This is a genomic window from Stenotrophomonas maltophilia group sp. vghtpe118 (genome assembly GCF_052605195.1).
On record NZ_CP199672.1, the window covers coordinates 991,590 to 1,010,402 of the forward strand.

The 18,813-nt window shown below is 66.9% G+C and carries 16 protein-coding genes; 7 read left to right on the forward strand and 9 right to left on the reverse strand.

Annotated elements, in window-relative coordinates; translation table 11 throughout:
• Positions 1-4: 4 nt before the first annotated feature.
• The 4 genes from lldR to ACUDTM_RS04650 form a co-directional block, all read right to left on the reverse strand.
• Positions 5-769: a transcriptional regulator LldR gene (gene lldR, locus ACUDTM_RS04635; protein ID WP_353080430.1), complete on the reverse strand. Its 765-nt coding sequence runs from the start codon at positions 767-769 to the stop codon at positions 5-7.
• A 53-nt stretch (positions 770-822) separates the two neighbouring features.
• The gene (gene lldP / locus ACUDTM_RS04640; RefSeq protein ID WP_227837776.1) at positions 823-2,481 is read right to left on the reverse strand and encodes an L-lactate permease; all 1,659 of its coding nucleotides are present in this window, start codon (positions 2,479-2,481) and stop codon (positions 823-825) included.
• A 222-nt stretch (positions 2,482-2,703) separates the two neighbouring features.
• Complete coding sequence (locus ACUDTM_RS04645; protein ID WP_005413774.1) at positions 2,704-3,156, reverse strand: MgtC/SapB family protein; 453 nt, start codon at positions 3,154-3,156, stop codon at positions 2,704-2,706.
• 128 nt (positions 3,157-3,284) lie between these two features.
• Positions 3,285-4,043: an SDR family NAD(P)-dependent oxidoreductase gene (locus ACUDTM_RS04650; protein WP_088496134.1), complete on the reverse strand. Its 759-nt coding sequence runs from the start codon at positions 4,041-4,043 to the stop codon at positions 3,285-3,287.
• A 320-nt stretch (positions 4,044-4,363) separates the two neighbouring features.
• On the opposite strand from ACUDTM_RS04650, the gene ACUDTM_RS04655 reads away from it, so the two are divergent.
• Positions 4,364-5,317 carry a helix-turn-helix transcriptional regulator gene (locus ACUDTM_RS04655; RefSeq protein ID WP_072167468.1) on the forward strand — a complete coding sequence of 318 codons (954 nt, stop codon included), beginning with the start codon at positions 4,364-4,366 and terminating at the stop codon, positions 5,315-5,317.
• Between the two features lie 120 nt (positions 5,318-5,437).
• On the opposite strand, the gene ACUDTM_RS04660 is transcribed toward ACUDTM_RS04655, so the two are convergent.
• The 3 genes from ACUDTM_RS04660 to ACUDTM_RS04670 all read right to left on the reverse strand — a co-directional run bounded on the left by ACUDTM_RS04660 (position 5,438) and on the right by ACUDTM_RS04670 (position 9,314).
• Positions 5,438-7,348, reverse strand: coding sequence for a CocE/NonD family hydrolase (locus tag ACUDTM_RS04660; protein ID WP_088496135.1), 1,911 nt, complete (start codon positions 7,346-7,348; stop codon positions 5,438-5,440).
• A 221-nt stretch (positions 7,349-7,569) separates the two neighbouring features.
• Positions 7,570-7,956, reverse strand: a complete 387-nt coding sequence (locus ACUDTM_RS04665; RefSeq protein ID WP_088496136.1) for a DUF4440 domain-containing protein — start codon at positions 7,954-7,956, stop codon at positions 7,570-7,572.
• Positions 7,953-9,314 carry an MFS transporter gene (locus ACUDTM_RS04670; RefSeq protein WP_445391197.1) on the reverse strand — a complete coding sequence of 454 codons (1,362 nt, stop codon included), beginning with the start codon at positions 9,312-9,314 and terminating at the stop codon, positions 7,953-7,955. The genes ACUDTM_RS04665 and ACUDTM_RS04670 overlap by 4 nt, the downstream gene beginning before the upstream one ends.
• A gap of 105 nt (positions 9,315-9,419) precedes the next feature.
• Between ACUDTM_RS04670 and ACUDTM_RS04675 the strand changes: the two genes are divergently transcribed.
• On the forward strand, positions 9,420-10,325 hold the full coding sequence (locus ACUDTM_RS04675) for a LysR family transcriptional regulator (protein WP_088496137.1): 906 nt from the start codon (positions 9,420-9,422) through the stop codon (positions 10,323-10,325).
• A gap of 120 nt (positions 10,326-10,445) precedes the next feature.
• On the opposite strand, the gene ACUDTM_RS04680 is transcribed toward ACUDTM_RS04675, so the two are convergent.
• Positions 10,446-13,241, reverse strand: a complete 2,796-nt coding sequence (locus tag ACUDTM_RS04680) for a beta-glucosidase family protein (RefSeq protein ID WP_353080429.1) — start codon at positions 13,239-13,241, stop codon at positions 10,446-10,448.
• A gap of 338 nt (positions 13,242-13,579) precedes the next feature.
• Here ACUDTM_RS04680 and ACUDTM_RS04685 point away from each other — a divergent pair, with 338 nt between their 5' ends.
• A complete protein-coding gene (locus ACUDTM_RS04685; protein WP_227837766.1) occupies positions 13,580-14,014 on the forward strand; it encodes a VOC family protein in 435 nt (144 codons plus the stop codon).
• Positions 14,015-14,316: 302 nt separating this feature from the next.
• On the forward strand, positions 14,317-15,021 hold the full coding sequence (locus ACUDTM_RS04690; protein WP_072167461.1) for an AraC family transcriptional regulator: 705 nt from the start codon (positions 14,317-14,319) through the stop codon (positions 15,019-15,021).
• Positions 15,022-15,030: 9 nt separating this feature from the next.
• Here the strand turns inward: ACUDTM_RS04690 and ACUDTM_RS04695 are convergent, their stop codons facing one another.
• The gene (locus ACUDTM_RS04695; protein WP_088497897.1) at positions 15,031-15,921 is read right to left on the reverse strand and encodes a sterol desaturase family protein; all 891 of its coding nucleotides are present in this window, start codon (positions 15,919-15,921) and stop codon (positions 15,031-15,033) included.
• A gap of 103 nt (positions 15,922-16,024) precedes the next feature.
• On the opposite strand from ACUDTM_RS04695, the gene ACUDTM_RS04700 reads away from it, so the two are divergent.
• The 3 genes from ACUDTM_RS04700 (at position 16,025) to ACUDTM_RS04710 (ending at position 18,762) form a co-directional block, all read left to right on the forward strand.
• Positions 16,025-16,975, forward strand: coding sequence for a LysR family transcriptional regulator (locus tag ACUDTM_RS04700; protein ID WP_172412164.1), 951 nt, complete (start codon positions 16,025-16,027; stop codon positions 16,973-16,975).
• A 92-nt stretch (positions 16,976-17,067) separates the two neighbouring features.
• Positions 17,068-17,718, forward strand: a complete 651-nt coding sequence (locus tag ACUDTM_RS04705; RefSeq protein WP_061479094.1) for a DsbA family oxidoreductase — start codon at positions 17,068-17,070, stop codon at positions 17,716-17,718.
• A gap of 36 nt (positions 17,719-17,754) precedes the next feature.
• Positions 17,755-18,762, forward strand: coding sequence for a cyclase family protein (locus tag ACUDTM_RS04710; RefSeq protein ID WP_072167459.1), 1,008 nt, complete (start codon positions 17,755-17,757; stop codon positions 18,760-18,762).
• Positions 18,763-18,813 lie beyond the last annotated feature (51 nt).

The following is an 18,813-nucleotide window of genomic DNA, read 5'->3' on the forward strand; positions in this document are numbered from 1 at the left end:
GGGGTCAACCGTGGGGGGAAGGCAGGCGCGAGGCCCGCGCACGCCGGGCTTCGTTGTCATCGAGGGTGCGCAGCGTGGTGTGCACGAACTCGAGGTGGGCATGCGCGGCGGCGCGCGCGCGTTCGGGGTCGCCGGCCAGCACCGCATCCATCATCTCGCGGTGCTGGTCGGACAGCGGCGAGAAGGTCCTCGCCGAGGTGTAGAGCTTTTCGCGGCTCTGCGAGATGTTGGTCTGCAGCAGTTCGAACAGCCCGCGCATCACCTGCAGCAGCACCAGGTTGTGCGAGGCCTCGGCGATGGACAGGTGGAAGGCCGCGTCGGCCTCCGCCTCGCCGGTGGGGTCGTCCTTGCCGTGCGCATCCATCATGGTCTGGAAGGCCTGTGCGATGCGCGCGCGGTCCTCGTCGGTGGCCCGCAGCGCCGCATGCCAGGCGGTGGCACCTTCCAGCGCGTGGCGGATCTCCAGCACGTCGAAGCGGTATTCCGGGTCGCCCTGGAACAGCGGCAGGTACGGCGCCAGCGGTTCATCCAGCGCCTGCCGCGCGCGTGCCGCAGGCTCGGCCACGTAGGTGCCGCCACCGACCCGTGCGGTCAACAGACCCTGGCTGGCCAGCTGCGCGATGGCCTCGCGCAAGGCCGTGCGCGAGACCCCCAGCTGCACCGCCAGGGTGCGCTCGGCCGGCAGCCGGTCGCCCGGCTGCAGCTGTTGTTCCTGCACCAGGCCGCGCAGCTGCGCAGCCACCTTGTCCGAAATACGTTGCGTGCTCATGGCGCCATTGTGGCCCGAAGCGCGCAGCGGGTGGTCGGCCAGCCGCGCATGGCTCAGGGAATCATCCAGGTCAGCCAGTAAGCCTGGGCCAGGGTGATCAGGCCGACCATCGTGGTGAAGATCAGGCTGTGCTTGACCGTGAAGCGGAACAGATCCGACTCCTTGCCGGCCAGGCCGACCGCCGCGCAGGCAATGGCGATCGACTGCGGCGAGATCATCTTGCCGGTGACACCGCCGGTGGTGTTGGCCGCCACCAGCAGCACGTCGGACACGCCGATCTGCTGTGCGGTGGTGGCCTGCAGTGCCGAGAACAAGGCATTGGACGAGGTATCCGAACCGGTCAGGAACACGCCCAGCCAGCCCAGGAACGGTGAGAAGAACGGGAACGCGTCGCCGGTATGCGCCAGCGCCAGGGCCAACGTGGCAGACAGTCCCGAGTAGTTGGCGATGAAGGCGAACGCCAGCACCATGCCAATCGAGTAGATCGGCATGCGCAGCTCACGCACGGTCTCGCCGAAGGTCTGCAGCGCCGAACGGACCGGCATGCGCAGCGCGATGATGGCGATCAACGCGGCCAGGATGATCGAGGTACCGGTGGCCGAGAACCAGTCGAACTTGTAGATGGCTTCATAGCTCAGCGGCGCAGCCACGATCGGTGGCATCTTCTGCACCAGCTGGTCCAGGCCTGGCACCGGGATCTTCAGCACCCAGCCTTCCAGCGGGCCGCCCGCCGCGAACAGCGACTTGAACGGCTTGATGCTCCACAGCGTGACCATCGCGGTGAGGATCAGGAACGGCGACCATGCCCTGGCGATCTGGCCGACGCTGTGGAGCGGTGCCTCCAGCGCCTGTGCGGCCGCCTCGGCGCTGGTTTCGGTGTCGAAACGGAAGATCCGTACCGGCTTCCAGCGGCGCAGGAACAGGGTCAGGCACACCAGCGACGCCAGCGAGGCGGTGATGTCCGGCAGCTCCGGGCCGATGAAGTTGGAGGTCAGGTACTGCGCGATGGCGAACGAGCCACCGGCCACCAGCACCGCCGGCCAGGTTTCCTTGATGCCGCGCCAGCCATCCATGATCGCCATGATCCAGAACAGCACGATGATGGTCAGGAACGGCAGCTGGCGACCGGCCATCTGGCCGATCTCGAATGCATCCAGGCCGGTGACCTGCCCGGCCACGATGATCGGAATGCCCATCGCGCCGAACGCTACCGGCGCGGTGTTGACGATCAGGCACAGGCCGGCGGCATACAGCGGCTTGAAGCCCAGCCCGACCAGCAGCGCCGCGGTTATCGCCACTGGCGCACCGAAACCGGCCGCACCTTCCAGGAAGGCGCCAAAGGCGAAGCCGACCATCAGCATCTGCAGGCGCTGGTCTTCAGTCACGGACAGGATCGAGGCGCGGATGATGTCGAATTGCCCGGTCTTGACCGAAACTTTGTAGAGGAACACCGCACCGATGATGATCCACGCGATGGGCCACAGGCCGTAGACGAAACCGAAGCCGGCCGCGCCCAGCGCCTGGGGCAACGGCATGCGGTAGAACAACAGGGCCACGCCGAGTGCGATGGCCACGGTGATCGTGCCGGCCAGCCAGCCCTTCATGCGCAGCACGGCCAGGGCAACGAAGAAGAACGCGATCGGCAGCAGCGCGATCAGGCTCGACAGCCACAGGTTGCCGGCGGGGTCGTACAGGTGTTGCCAGGGCTGCATGAAGACTCTCGACTGGAAACGGAAGGAGCCCACCGCAGGCGGTGGGTCGCCGTGGCTGTCGATCATTGGTATTACCATTAATGATTGCGATCAGACCACTTGCAGCGGATTTAACCGCCACTCCGACGAAGAGCCTATTAGACCATAGGGCTAGCCCTTTATTGGTCTGACCATTGGAGCCTTCATGGTGGTGCCGGCCGCTGGCCGGCAACTCGACCTTCCCTACGAGATCCGTTTCTCCAACCGCCGCATCACCGCCAGCACCAGCACGCACAGCACGCTGACCCCGATCGCGATCACGTACTTGCTGATCCCCACCGCAATCCCGATCGCCGCCGCCATGATCAGCGAACTGGCCGTGGTCAAGCCGCTGACCTGGTCCTCGCGTGAGCCGCGCAGAATGGTGCCAGCGGCCACGAAGCCGACGCAGGCCACCACCGCTTCGATCAGGCGCACCGGATCAACCTGCAGCAGGTCGCGGTAACGCTCCTGCTGGAAATGCTCGGCCACCGAGTCGCCGAGACCGACGATCAATGCCGCCGCTCCGGCAATGAGCATGTGCGTACGCAGGCCGGCGGCGTGCTTGCCCATTTCCCGCTCGACACCGAGCACACCGCCGAACAGCATCGCTGCGGCTACGCGCAGCAGGATCGAGACATCCTGGGTGAGTTCCATGGGCAGGCTCCGGAATTTTCCTGAGCGTCGCGTGGCATGCGTGGCACAGAGGTGAAGGCCACCCCACAGTGCGTTCACCCGGTAGCGCCGGGCGATGCCCGGCGACGCCGCAACCCGCGTTCAGCGCATCACTGCGCGAGGTAGCCACCATCGATGGCGTAGTACGTGCCGGTCGCGAACGAGGCATCGTCGCTGGCCAGCCAGGCTACCAATGCGGCCACTTCCTCCGGCGTACCCAGCCGCTTCAACGCGTGCCGCCCTTCCAGCGTGGCGCGCACCTTCGGGTCCATCTTCTCCAGCAGTGGCGTGCTGATGAAGCCCGGACCCACCGCGTTGACACGTATGCCGTCAACCGCATGTTCCCACGCTGCGGTCTGGGTCAGCCCGACCACGCCGTGCTTGGCCGCCACGTACGCAGTGGAACCGGCATAGCCCACCTGGCCCAGGATCGAGGCCATGTTGATGATGCTGCCGCCCGTGCCGGCCGCGCGCATGGCCTGGATCTGCGCACGCTGGCACAGGAACACGCTGGTGAGGTTGACATCGATCACGCGCTGCCAGCCATCGATAGGATAGTCACCGCTGGCGGCGGCCGGCCCGCTGATGCCGGCGTTGTTGACCGCCACGTGCAGGCCGTCGAGTTCCTTGATCGTGCGCTGCACCGCTGCCTCCACCGCCGCGTCGTCGGTGACGTCCAGCGCGATGCCGATGGCCTGTGTGCCGGTGCTGCGCAACTGCGCCACGGTGGCATCCACTGCATCCTGCTTGAGGTCCCAGACCGAGATACGGGCACCGGATGCGGCCAGCGTCTGGGCCACGGCCAGGCCGATGCCCGACACGCCTCCGGTCACGATCGCGGTCTTGCCGGTGAGCTGGTAGTCAATCATCTGCGTTCTCCAAATGCGGGGGTATCGAAGTGGCCTGCAGCAGCCAACCTACCTACCTTACGCGCGCGCCCGTGATGGCCGGGCTGACATCGCATCTCCAGATCGTTCCAGCCATGAAACCTCAACTGCAGTTTATGTATGGAATTGCGTACGGATATGCGTTCAAAACCCCGGCGTATGTTCTTCTGCTTTTTCACTTTGGCCGTAATCGCAAATCGTTTTGACCTTATCGAAGTCAAAAGCGCGCGAATCGCGGCGACAATGGGAAACGCTTCCAGTTTCTTCGACACATTCAATTCAACCTGTGTTTGCGCAGAGCGATGTCCCGATATTTCACTTTTGCTGATTACCGCCAGTTCGGCGAACGCCATGGCTACGACTACCGGATCGAAGGGAGTGAACTGCGCGACGACCAATGGGCAGGGCGTGGCGACGTCCACGAACAGTCACTGCGCGGTGGCCTGGGCCTGATCGCCTCGGACGTGCACAACCGGTTCACCTACACGGCCACCGCTGTGCACGGTGCCGGCCTGACCATCCGCCTGATGCTTCAGGGCGAAGTGGATGTCCAGTTTCCTCGTCGCAAGGGGTTCACCCTGCGCGCCGGCACAGGCATGACCACCAGCCACCATGAACCTGTGTCGATGGCCGGGCTGCATCCCGGTGGCAGCCACCTGCGCGGGGTCAGCTTGAGCGTACCGGCCGATCTGGACGTGGACATGCTGCGCCTGCCGGCACTGCAACGGGTCCTTCATTCCCCTCTGCAGTGCCGCCACTGGGCCATTCCGCATGCCTTGCTGCCGACGCTCGCCCAATTGTTCGACAGCCCCTGGCAGGACGACATCGATGCGCTGTGGCGCGAAGGCGTGGCCCTGCAGGTGTTGGCCGTCGGCCTGCAGGCCGAGGATATGCAGACCGAGCATGTACGCACGCTGCGCGCCGGCCAGCGCGAGCGGCTGGAGCGAGTGCGCAGCTATCTGCATGACGACCCCAGCCATGCCCACAGCCTGATCGAACTGGCCCAGCTGGCCTGCATGAGCCCCAGCTCCTTGCGCCGCCATTTTGCCCAGCAATATGGAAGCTCGGTGTTCGACTACCTGCATGAGCAGCGCATGCGCCATGCCGAACAGGGCCTGCGCGAGAACGGATGGACCGTCGAGCAGGCTGCCGCCGCCAGCGGCTACCGCCACCCCAGCAACTTCGCCGCCGCGTTCCGCAAGCGCTTCGGCCTGGTCCCCAGCCGCTGGCGTACGGGCCCCTCGAAGGTGGGCTGAAGGCCCGGGCCCTGGCAGGTGTCGACCTTGGTCGACACGCTCCTGCGCCATTGCGGGTGCCGGCCAGCGGCCGGCACTACCACGTGCTACCAGGCACGGCCCGGCGTCACCCTGCGGGCCTCAATACACCGGCAGATCGATGTAGCTGGCCTGCGCCGCGCTATGCCAGACCCGCTGCGTGGCCTTCTGGTAATCGCCCGGCTTGGCCAGGTAGATGTTCGGCACGTAGGTCTGCGGATTGCGGTCGTACAGCGGGAACAGGCTGGACTGCACCTGCACCATCACCCGGTGGCCCTTCTGGAACGTATGGTTGGCGTTGGGCAGATCGAAGCGATACGGCAGCACCTGGTTGGCGGCCAGCGGCTTCGGATCGCTGAAGCTCTCGCGGTAGCGGCCACGGAAGATCGCCAGCGACACCGGCAGCTCGTAGCCCCCCATTTCCGGCGTCGACGCTTCCTGGTCCGGATACACGTCGATCAGCTTCACCACCCAGTCGCTGTCGGTGCCACTGGTCGACGCCTGCAGATGCACCACCGGCGCGCCGCCGATGCGCAGCGGCGCGGTCAGCGGTTCGGTGATGAAGGTCAGCACGTCCGGGCGACCATCGACAAAGCGCTGGTCCTTGACCAGCCAGGTGGTCCACATGTCGCGGTCACCGAAGCGCACCGGGCGCGGCACGAACGGCACCGGCTTGGCCGGGTCGGACACGTATTCCTCGAAATCACCCTCGCCCGCCGCCGGTGCCTGGAACGCCAGCTTGCCCCCGGCGCGCAGGTACAGCGGCTTGCTGCTGGCGGCACACCCCTTGTCGCAGCTGCGCGGCCAGCCCTTCAAGCGGTCCCAGTGGTTTTCGCCGGTGTTGTAGATCAGCACCGGTGGCGTATCGGCCTTCGGCGCGCCATCCACCAGGTACTGGTCAAAGAAGGGCTTGAGCACGTCGCGGCGGAACTGCAGCGCGGTATCGCCGTCGAACTTCAGCGCACCCAGTTCGCTGCCGCTGTAGTTCACCTGGCTGTGTCGCCACGGCCCCATCACCAGGTAATTGCGGTTGTTGCCGCTATCGCGTCCTTCCATCGCCTGATAGGCGTGGTTGGCACCCCACATGTCCTCCTGGTCCCACAGGCCCTGCAGCCACATGGTCGGCACCTTCAGCGGTGTCTTTGCCATCACCGCGTCCAGCGCCTGGCCCTGCCAGAAGCCGTCATAGGCCGGATGCTCGACCAGCTTCTTCCACCAGGTCAACTGGTCCACGCCGGTGAAACGCGCGTAGTCGCCTGCCGAGCCGATGCGCAGGAAGGTGCTGTAGTCGTCGTAGCCGAGGCTGGGCAGCGGCGTACCCTTGCCGCGCTTCTCGGTCTGCATGGCGAAGTAGTTGAAGTTGACCTGGCGGAACGCACCGTAGTTGAGCCAGTCGTCACCCATCCAGCCATCGACCATCGGGCTCTGTGGTGCGGCCACTTTCAGTGCCGGGTGCGGGTCGGTCAGCGCCATCACCACGGTGAAGCCCTCGTACGACGAGCCGAGCATGCCGACCTTGCCATTGCTCTCCGGCACGTTCTTCACCAGCCAGTCGATGGTGTCCCAGGCATCGGTGGAATGGTCGACTTTGGTGTTGTTCAACGGCCCGCGCAGCGGCCGGGTCATCACGTAATCGCCCTCGGAACCATACTTGCCGCGGATATCCTGGAACACGCGGATGTAGCCGCCGTCGACAAACACCTCGTCACCCTGCGGCAACAGGTCGCGCATGCGCGGCGAATCACTGCGGCTGGCGCGACCGGCAGCATCATAGGGGGTCCGGGTCAGCAGAATCGGCGCATTGTGGGCGCCCTTGGGCACCACGATCACCGTGTACAGCTTGGTGCCATCACGCATCGGCACCATCACCACGCGCTTGTCGTAGTCGCGACCGACATCCGGGGCAACGAACGGCTTGCCGCTGATATCCGGGGTCATCGGCGGGGTATCGGCGGCCAGCACGGTGCTGGACAGGCAAAGGGCAATGGCTACAGCGACGGCACGCACACGCATGGACAACCCCTCCCGGCAGGAAAGCCTCAAGCCTACTCCTGCCTGGCGCCGTGAAGTGTGCGCAGGCTTTGCATTCTTCGGTGGATGCGGGCAGGACTGATGGCACATGTGCCTGCGGTGCCGCTGCGCTCGTCGGCGAAAGGTAGTGCCGGCCGCTGGCCGGCAACCGCGTAACGCGCCCAGGATCATGAAGTTGCCGGCCAGCGGCCGGCACTACCCGATCAGGCTGCCGTTACTTCATGCAACGCCAGCCAACGCCAACGGCCGTCTTCCTGCCGCAGCACGGCCAGTGCTTCACGCCAGGCCATCCCACCTTCAGCAACGCCCTGCCCTTCACGGTAGCGCAGCATTGCCAACGGTGCCGGCACCGCAATGAACTGCAGGGCATCGACTTCGATACGCAGGCCCGGGCGGGCACCGTGGCCGCCAGCGAACATGCCGGCCAGTGCTTCGCGGTCCAGGCGCTGCCCAGCAATACCGACCATGCTGAAGTCGGTGCAGAAATGATCCATCAGCGCATCCAGCGTACTGGCGGCTGCTTCCGCACGAAACCAGGCCTGCAGCTTGGCGATCAGATCATGGAACTCGTTCTCTGCGGTCATCATCATTGCATTGTCTCGGGTTGGGAAAGAGAGATCGATTGCGGACGGCGCAGCAGCGTCATCGGCAGCAGCGTCATTGCAGCGGCCAAACCCAGCGCCACGCTGGTGGCGCGTTCCGGCAGCCATTGCATGGCCAATGCCAGCAGCAGTGCGATGGCGGCGGTGCCGAGGCAGAAGCTGAGCTGGCGGTTGAGGTTCCAGAGTGCACTGGCATCGCCCAACGCCTCACCTTCCACGCCATGGAAGGCCAGCGTCTGCGCGGTGCTGCTGCACAGGCTGCCGCCGGCGCCCATCAACGCGAACAACAATCCGGCCAGCACGAAGGCCGGCTGCGGCAGCAGCGCCATCAACAACAGGCCGCTGGCCTGCAGGAGCATGCCGGCGCGCAGTACCGCGGCCGGACCGAAGCGAGCCAGCAGGCGCTTGCTGGCCATGATCGCGATGGCCCCAGCCAGCGCCCAGGGCAGCATCAGCGCGCCGATGCGTGCCGCGCTGTAACCGGCGTGGTGCAATTGCAGGGTACTGACCAGTTGGCTGCCGATGAACACACCTGGTACGGCGAGATACACCAGCATCGCCAGCCGCAGCCCGCGATGGGACAGCAGCGACCAGCGCAGCAGTGGCTGCGCCTGCCGACGTGCATGTCGCAGGTGCGTCGCCGCCAGCAACAGCGCGGCCAGCAGCAACACGGCACCTGCACCGCGATGTCCCGATTCGCCCAGCCAGGTCAGCGCCAGCAGCAGCGCACCCAGCGCCAGCATCGCGGTGGACAAGGCATAGGCCTGCAGGCGCGGCGCACTGCGCGCGCCATCGGCCGGCATCCAGGCCAGCACCAGACCGATGACCGCTACCGCCAACGGCAGGCTGGCCCAGAGCACACCGCGCCAGGACAGCCACTGCACCAGCAGCCCGCCCAGCGCCGGCGCCAGTGCTGGCACCAGCAGCGCCACCAGCAGGATGCGGCGGGTCAGCGCGCCACGTTGGTCGGGCGTGCATTGCCGGTACGCTGCGGCTTGCGCCACGGGAATCAGCAGGCCACCGGCCAGGCCCTGCAGCAGGCGCCAGCCGAGCAGCCAGCCGATTCCTGGCGCTGCGCCAGCTAGCACAGCGGCGACCGCGAACAACAGCAACGCCGCCAGCAGCAAGCGACGCTCGCCACAGCGTGCGGCCAGCCACGGCGCCAGCGGAATCACCATGCTCAGGCCCAGCATGTACGCCGTGCCGACCCAGGCCAGGGTGCTCACGTCGGCGTGCAGCTCCGCTGCCAATGCCGGATAGGCCACCGTGGCGATGAACATATTGACCAGATCCAGGGCGAATACCAGCAGGAAGATCGCCTCATGGCGCAGGCGGGGGGACGGCATCGGCGGCGCTCCAGCGAGGAAGCAGCCAGCATGCCGCCCGGACCCCATTGGAAAAACACGACGGCAGCTGCAACACTGTCAAATCTGTTTTGACAATGAATCGCCATGGTCAGCCTCGATCGCTTCGATATCTTCCGTGCCGTGGTCGAAGCCGGCAGCCTGACCGCTGCGGCCGATCGGCTCGGCCTCAGCCGCGCGGTGGTCAGCTTCAACCTGAAGCGGCTGGAGCAGGAGCTGGGCGTGACCCTGCTGTTGCGCAGTACCCGCCACCTGTCCCTGACCGAGGCCGGCGAGCAGTTCCTGCAACATTGCGTGCAGGCACTGGATGCTGCGCAGGCGGCGATCGATGCCGCGCGCCGCGACCAGCACCAGCTGCAGGGCGTGCTGCGCCTGACCACCACACCGGAGTACGCCCAGCTACGCCTGATTCCCGCGTTGGAGGCGTTCCGCGCGCAGCACCCGGCCCTGCAGCTGCACCTTTCAACTTCTCCAGCGCCAGCGGACCTCATTCCCGAACGCTTCGACCTGGCGATTCGCCTCGGCCGCCTGCCGGACTCGGGCCTGCACGCCAATGAACTGGAGCGCCACCCGCTGTACGCGGTGGCGGCGCCGTCACTGCTGGCGCGCCTGCCCTCTGCCGAGGCTGCCGATGATCCAGTACTCCTGGGCACCCTGCCCCGCCTGGGCTATCCGCGCCTGGCCGATGTGCCGGTGGTTGCACCTGACGGCAGCGATGCCTTGTTTGCCACCAACCCGGGCAACGCCGTGGTACGCGTGGATGGTGCCAGCAGCCTGCGCGCGTTCGCCTTGGCCGGCGCCGGGGTCACCGTGCTGCCACGCTGGCTGATCGAGGACGACCTGGCCCAGGACCGGCTGCGCCCGGTGCTGCGCCAGCACCGCTTCCCGCAGCAGAGTGTCTACGCGGTCTATCCGCACAGTTCGCAGCCTTCACCGAAGGTGCGGCAGCTGATCGATTTCCTGCGCAGGTGGTTCGGCACCGCACCTTTGTAGAGCCGAGTCCATGCTCGGCTGCCCGTCGGTTCGATTGACCGTTCTTCAGCCGAGCGTGGGCTCGGCTCTACAGGAACACCACGAACGGACACGGCCCTGTGCGGGCCGTGTCGTCAGGCATCAGCGCAGCACCTGCTCCACCAGCTGCACATCTACCGTCTGCAGCGGCTCGGCGGCATTGCGCGACAGCTGCACCTGGTAGGTGCCACCGTCGATCTTCCACTGCCGCGCCTGTGCATCGTAGTGGGCCAGGGTCTTCGGCTCGGCTTCGATGCGGATGCGGCGCTGTTCGCCCGGCTGCAGGTTCACCTTGTCGTAGCCGATCAGGCGGATCGGCGTGGTGCTGCCGGCCGGCAGCTTCAGGTACAGCTGGGCCACGTCGGCGCCGGCGCGCTTGCCGGTATTGCGGATATCGACGCTGGCGACCAGGCGCGAGCCTTCCACGCTCACCTTCAGGTTGTCATAGGCGAACGAGGTGTAGGACAGGCCATGGCCAAAGGCGAAGGTCGGGGTCAGGCCCTTGACCGCCATCCACTTGTAGCCGACGTTGGCGCCTTCGATATCGAAATCGAACACATCACCGAACGGCTTGGCCGGCTTGAAGCCGAGGCCATCGATATGCGGGCGCGGCAGCTGCGATTCGTCCGTCACCCAGGTCACCGGCAGGCGGCCGGACGGATTGACCTGGCCGGTCAGCAGCGCGGCGATGCCTTCGCCGCCGCGGATGCCCGGGTACCAGGCCTGCAGCATCGCTGGCACCTGCGCCAGCCACGGTGTGCGCACCGGGCCGTTGGTTTCCAGCACCAGCACGGTCTTCGGGTTTGCCGCGGCCACCGCCGAGATCAGTGCGTCCTGGTTGTCCGGCAGCTGCATGTCCGGCAGGTCCACAGATTCGGCGGCCCATTGCGTGGCAAACACAATGGCCACATCGGCCTGCGCGGCGGCCCTGGCCGCAGCGGCGGCATTGGTGCCGTCCACATATTCGATGGTTGCGTCAGGGCGCGCCGCACGCAGCGATTCCAGCGGCGAGGACGGGTGGAAGATCACCGGGCCCGGCCAGGTGGTCGGCAGCACGCCCGGCACCGCATTGGTGCCCTTGGCGGTGACGCCCACCATCGACGAACCACCGCCGCCGATCACGCCCTTGTCGGCATGGCCGCCGATGATGACGATGCGCTTCACGCTGTCGGCCAGCGGCAGCAGGTTGCCCTCATTGCGCAGCAGCACGCTGCCTTCTTCCACCGTACGCTGGGCGACGGCGAAGCCGGCCTCGGCATCCACCTTCTGGTGCTGCGGCGGGTTGTCGAAGTTGCCGTGCAGGAACATCGTGCGCAGGATGCGCGTGACCATGTCATTCAAGCGCGCCTGCGGCACCACGCCGCCATGCACGGCCAGACGCAGCGGTTCGTCGAAGAACACCGCCGCGTCGAACACTTCACCGGCCGACTGCTGGTCCAGGCCGGCCAGCGCCGCCTTCGAACCGCTGTGCACGCCGCCCCAGTCAGACATCACGAAACCGGGGAACTTCCATTCCTGCTTCAGCACCTGGTTCATCAGGTAGCCGTTCTCGCAGCCGTAGGTGCCGTTGATCTTGTTGTACGAGCACATCGCCACGCCCGGGCGGCCAGCCTCCAGCGCGATCTCGAAGGCCAGCAGGTCCGACTCGTGCATGGCCTGTTCGCCGATGCGCACGTCGTGGAAGTTGCGCCGGGTCTCCATGTCGTTCAGCGCGAAGTGCTTCATCGAGGAGATCACGTGCTGGCTCTGCACGCCCTGGATCAGCGCGCCGACCATCGAACCGGCCAGCAGCGGGTCCTCACCGGCATATTCGAAGTTGCGGCCGTTGCGTGGATCGCGCTGCAGGTTGACGCTGCCCGACAGCAGGATGTTGAAGCGCTGCTGCCACGCCTCGCGGCCCATGGTCGCGCCACCTGCGAAGGCGACTTCGCGGTTCCAGCTGGACGCGGTGGATGGGCCTGAGGGCATTGCCGTGGCGAAATCGCCCGGACGGATGCCGCCCGGATTGGTCACGCCGACGCCGGCATCGGCCGACTGCTGCGACGGAATGCCCAGCCGCGCCACGCCCGGCACGAAACCGGCCGAACCGACCGCGCCTTCCGGCAGTGGGCCACCATCCTTGCCCAGCCCGAAGTAGCTGTGCAGCATCTGGAACTTCTCATCCTCGGTCATCGCCTTCAGCAGCAGCGCAGCGCGCGCATCGGCGTTGAGGGCGGTGTCCATCCATGGCTTTTCGCCGTGCTTGTCGGCGGCATAGGCCAGTGTCAGCAGGGTGGCGCGCAAGGCGCTGCCTTCCACCTTGAACGGCGCGCTGCTGGCGGCCTGGAAACCGTCGCTGAAATAGCTGGCATCCGCTTCCAGCGCCACACGCGCCGGATCGAAGCCGGCGGCCTTGGCCGATTCACCGGCCACTGCGCCGAGCAGCACCGCCGGTGCACCCAGCCGCGAACGGGTGACCAGCGCTGGCAGCTGCGCGGCACCTGCACCGGCATCGGTATAGACCGCCACGGTGTGGCGGCCATCGTCCAGGCGCAGGTAGTTCAGGCCCGGCTGGTCCGGGCCGGATTCAGCGGCGATCGGCAGCCGGGTCAGTACGGCCTGGCCGCGCTGGGTCTGGCCATCGTCCTTGCCCGCAGCAATGAAGCGGTATTCGTAACCCAGTCCGTCGGCCAGCACCTGCAGCGGATCGACCTGGCCGATGCCGCGCTGCACCTGGCGCACGCTCACTGCGTCCACCTGCAGGGTCTTCAGCTGGGCGGCCAGGGCCGGCATCGCCTCGGCGGTCGGGGCCTGTTCTAGGGTCAGCACGGTGAACGCGGCAGGGTCGGCCCAGGCCGGAGCGGCCAGTGCAGCGGACAGGGCCAGGGACAGTACAAGCGGCTTTGTAAACGTTTTCATCGACAGGCGTAATTCCGTTGCCAAGGCAATCGGTCCAGGGAAAGTGCCGCCGAAGGGTGCAGCGTTCATGCCGCGCAGGGGTTGCCAGGCAACCTCCCGCAGGCCGAAGGACGGGCCGGTCTGCGCGCGGGACCCTCCTCCCGGCGTGACAACCTGCCTGCCCGGGCCGCGCAGGGCGACCCAATCCTGTGAAGATTGTGCGAGGGCGTTCACACCTGTCAACAGGACCTAAGTCACAGGGGCGATCCCAGCCTGCAGTTATCAGGCCATCACCGGCGGTCATCAGCGCGCCGTGCGAGGCTGCCGATAATGAAGGTCCCTGGCCACGAACCGAGCCCATGAACGTACATCGCGACTTCGACCATCTCTGGCGCGACCGCTGCGATACCTCCAGCCAGCGCGCACCGCGCGTGCTGATCCGTGTGTTCGTGGCCCCCGGTGAGCTGGAACGCAGCGTGGCGTTCTACGAGCAGTTGCAGGGCGTGGTGGCCGATGCGGGCTTTCCGTTTCCGGAGGCCGGGCTGCGCCTGGCCATGGTCGGTGCGTTCCTGTTGATCGAGGGCAGCGAGGCGGCGCTGGCGCCGTTCACCTCGACCACGGGGACACTGCTGGTCGATGACGTTCGGCCTTATCACGACAAACTGGTCGCCGCCGGCGCCGAGATCATCTTCCCGTTGCAGGTGGTCCCGACCGGGGCGGCGTTCAATGCGGTGCATCCCGATGGCACGGTGGTCGAGTACGTGCATCACCGGCCGGATCCGCACGGGCGGTGAGGGACGCACGGCCGGGCTGCGCCCGGCCCCCGCGGTAGTGCCGGCCGCTGGCCGGCAACCTCAGAAGCAACAGCCGAAGCAAAAGCGGGCTTCCTGTGGGATGGCGGGGTGGGTCCGGCTGCGGGGGGCGCTGCAAGTACGTCCATGTAAGCTCGGTCGCGCCATCCATGGCGCTCACGCCCCGCAACCGGACCCACCCCGCCTTCGACAGTCTCTCGCGACCTGCAGTAGATCCACGCCATGCGTGGATGCTCTTCGTTTCATTGTCGAATTACTCGATTTCGATGGAGATTCATCCACGCATGGCGTGGATCTACAATCCCGTCATGTCTTCCCCCGCCCTGCCCTGGAACGGCACGTTGCTGCTGGATGCGCACGCCGCCGTGCTGCACGGCCATGCCGGTGACAGCGCTTTGCATGCGCACTACGCCCATCAATTGCTGCTGAGCGACGGTACGCCCTGGCACGTCGAGATCGATGGCGTACAGCAGCAGGGCCAGCGGCTATGGCTGCCTTCGTTCCAGCCGCACGCGATCCTGTCGGCACCGGAAGCAGGCTGCACGGTGTTCCTTGAGCCGGCCCACGCCGATCCCACCCAGATCCAGCAGCATCTGCACGCGCTGCCGGGCAACGCGCTGGAGCTGCGCGATTGGTTGCCACGGCTGAGCCGCCCGCAACCGCTGGACCGCCGCGTGCAGGCGGCGTTGGCCCGTATCGCCCAGTACCTGCCCGGCCCGGTGCCGGCTGCCGACATCGCCGAAGCCGCGCACCTGTCAACCAGCCAGCTGCACCGGCGTTTCCAGTCCGACCTGGCGGTGACCCTGCGCGGCTGGGTGCTGTGGCAGCGCTTGCGTACCGCGCTCGCGCACCACCTGCAGGGGCACAGCCTGACCGCCAGCGCGCATGCCGCCGGCTTCGCCGACCTGGCCCATCTCTCGCGCAGCCTGCGCCGCATGTTCGGCATCGGTGCCGCACAGCTGCAGGGCCTGCAGTTGCACGCGACCTGACACGGCCGATCACCCGCGCCTGCGCAGGCCTTCGGGCAGCTCCGGCACCTCGCCATGCGGCAGTTCACGAAACGGCGCCAGCAGCTGCCCCGCGTAATCGCGCGGATAGTCCGGTTGGCTGCCGATGCCGAGATCACATTGCTGCAGCCGATAACCGGGCGCATCGAAGGCGGTCCCCAGCAGATGATCCCATGCGGTCAGGAACAGGCCGAAGTTGACGTCACCGGCGGTGCCGTAACGCATGTGATGGAAGCGATGCAGCGGTGCCCACGCCATCACCCGGCCCAGCACACCCGGGCGCATGTCCACGTTGGAGTGCTGCAGCAGCAGCTGGATGGCGATGGCAAACGCCAGCACCGCCGCCACCGGCATCGGTAGGCCCAGCAGCAACAATGGCAGCACACCTCCCACCGCTTCGGCCGCCTGGTGCAGTGGGTGTTTCATCAGCCCGTTGAATCCGTACATGCGGGTCACGCTGTGATGCACCGCATGCAGGCGCCACAACCAGCCGATGCGATGGCTTGCGTAGTGCACCAGGGTGATGCCGAGATCGGCAGCGATGATCGCCACCAGTACCTGCAGCGCGAACGGCCACTGCAGCGGCCAGACCTGCCACGGAATGATCGCCGCCAGCAGCGGCACCGTGGCGATCGACAGCAGGTTCAGGCTCTCGTTGACCAGCGCGTGCAGGGCATCACGCACACGGTCGCCCTGGTCATGGTTGAACGCAGGGTCATACGGCCAGGCGCGCTCAGCGACGAACGAGACCGCAATGGCGATCGCCAGCAGGGCCAGCAGCCACAACGGATCGCCATGGCAGTGGCCGACCCAGACGACGGCAGTGGCAACGAACCCCAGCAGGAACAACGGGGCATACAGGCGCAGGATCCAGTGCTTCATGGGCAACCCGGGAAATGAGGGGCCTGCATGCTGGCGCCACGTGCGGGTTGCCGGCTTGAACAAACGGCGCAACCCTGCCGCACCGCGTTTCCCACATCCACGCATGGCGTGGATCTACAATGGCGCCCTCATCGCGCCCGGGACCGGCATGGATTCCTTCAACCTGATGCGTGCCTTCCGCCGCATCGTCGAACGCGGCGGGCTCGCTCGTGCCGCCGAAGACCTGGGCATGTCGCCCGCCGGGCTCAGCAAACAGCTGCGCACGCTGGAAGCGCATCTGGGCGTGGTACTGCTGCAGCGGACCACGCGGCGCATGAGCCTGACCGAAACCGGCCACGCCTATTACCGCGAATGCTGCCGCCTGCTCGACGAGCTGGAAGCGCTGGAACGTGGCATCGCCGAGCAGCGTGGCGAGGTGACCGGGCGCCTGCGCGTCAATGTGCCGCAGTCGTTCGCGCTGAGCACGCTGTCGCCGCTACTGCCCCGCTTCCTGCAGCAGCATCCGCAGCTGTCGCTGGACCTGGTGATGGAAGACCGCCTGCTCGATGCGGTCGGCGAGGGTTTCGATGTGTCGCTACGATTGCGCGCTGAGCTTGATGACTCACGACTGGTGGCACGCCGGCTGGCCTCGCTGCAGCAGGTGCTGTGCGCGGCGCCGTCCTACCTGCAGCAGCATCCGGCACCCCAGGCAGTAGGCGATCTGCAGGCGCATAGCGTGCTGGCCTACAGCCTGTCCGACTCGCCCGGCAGTTGGCCGCTGCTCGGCCCGGATGGGCAGGTGACGATCACCCTGCCGGCACGCGTGACCGTCAACAACAGCCTGCTATTGCGTGACCTGCTGGTGGCCGGCATGGGCATCGGCGCCCTGCCCTCGTTCCTGGCGGCACCAGCGCTGGCCCGTGGCGAACTGCAGCAGGTGCTGCCCGACCATCGCTATCCGCCGCGCTTCGTGCATGCGGTCTACCCCACCTCGCGCCATCTGCAGCCCAAGGTGCGTGCCTTCATCGACTTCCTGCACGCCGAGCTGCCCGGCTGCGCCGGTCTGGATTCGTAACCGCCAGCGAAAACTGAGCTGCCCGCAGCGTGCTGTTTCGGCCACGCCGCGCTGCCTACTCTGCCGCCTCCCCTCTCACCGATGGCAGGCAGATGTCTTCCGTTCCTTCCCCCGCCACCGCAGCGCCGGTGGTCGATTTCTTCCACGACGTGGTCTGCGGCTGGTGCTTCGTGCTGGCCCCGCGCCTGCAGCAGGTATCGGCCGAACTCGGCATCCAGGTGCGCCACCGCAGCTTCGTGCTGCAGGATTCGCGCGCGCAGATGGTCGAGGTGTTCGGCTCGATGGCGCGCGCCAAGGCGATCATCCTGCGCCACTGGACCGACTGCGCCGCGCATGAAGACACCGCGCGCATCGATATCGAAGGCATGCGCGCACAGGACTTCGAGTATCCCTCCGGCTGGCTCGGCGCACTGGCCTGCCAGGCCGCAGGACTGATCGGTGGCAATGATGCCCATGGCGCGATGTTCGACGCGGTGCAATGGGCACACCTGCACCAGCACCGCAACATCGGCGATGCCGAAGTGCTGCTGGATATTGCCGAATCGCTGGGCCATCCACGTGGCGCCTTCGCTGACCACATGCGCAGCGACGCGGTGCGCCAGCGCGTGCAGGCCGATCGCGCCGACGCTGCCGCGCTCGGCATCCGGTCCATCCCCACCGTGATCGGCGGCAACGGCCTGCGCCTGCAGACCCTGCCGCTGCCGCAATTGCGCCAGGCCCTGGCGCCCTTGGTCGCGGCCTGAGCCGCGCCCTCCCCCACCCTGCAAGGAGATTTCCTCATGACCCCACGTACCCTGTCCACCGCGCTGGCCCTGCTGCTGGCCGCCACCGCCGCTTCCACCCCCGTGTCCGCACACGAACGCGTTCCCTCCGGCCAGCAGGTCGGCACCAGCCCCTGGGGGCCGAAGGACGAGATCGGCCGCCTCAACCTGATCACCGAAGCCTCTCGCGCCGCGATCCTGTCGCGGGTCAGCGGCGGCAAGGCCTATGACCTGGCCACCGAATACTACGTCGGCATGCCCAGCTGGCAGGATGCCGGCGACCCGCACTACCAGTTCTGGATGACCCACACCCCGCGCGGCACGGTGATGGATGATCCGATGGGCGTGGGCGAAACCATGAACCTCACCCGCAGCTACACCGGCACCGCGTTCTCGATGTACAGCCACACCGGCACCCACATCGATGCGCTGAACCACTTCGGCATCCACGGGAAGATCTGGAACGGCTTCGAGGCCGACAAGCACCTCGGCGACCGTGGCTGGAATGTCACCGGCATCGAGAAGTTCCCGCCGCTGATCGCGCGTGGCGTGCTGATCGACGTGGCCGCCGCCAAGGGCGTGGACATGCTGCCGGACAGCTACCGCGTCACCCGCCAGGACCTGAAGGATGCGCTGGCACGCCAGAAGGTGAAACTGCAGCAGGGCGACGTGGTGCTGATCCGCACCGGCCGCATGCGCCTGTTCGAGCAGCCCAGGGCCTACATGGCCAACCCGCCGGGCATGGGCCTGGACGCGGCACGCTTCCTGGTCGAGGACGGCGGCGCGATGATCGTCGGTGCCGACAACCTCAGCTTCGAGACCTTCCCTTCGGAGGTGTCCGACGACTACGTGCCGCTGCACACCTACCTGCTGGCACAGCAGGGTGCGCCGATCATCGAGCTGGTGGCGCTGGACGAACTGGCCCGCGACAAGGTCTACGAATTCGCCTTCATCGGCGGCCCGCTGAAGATCCGCGGTGGCGATGCCGCGCCGCTGCGCCCGGTGGCGCTGCCGGTGCGCCCGTAACCAGGGGCATCCCCGGGTAGCGCCGGGCCATGCCGGGTGGGTGCCGACCTT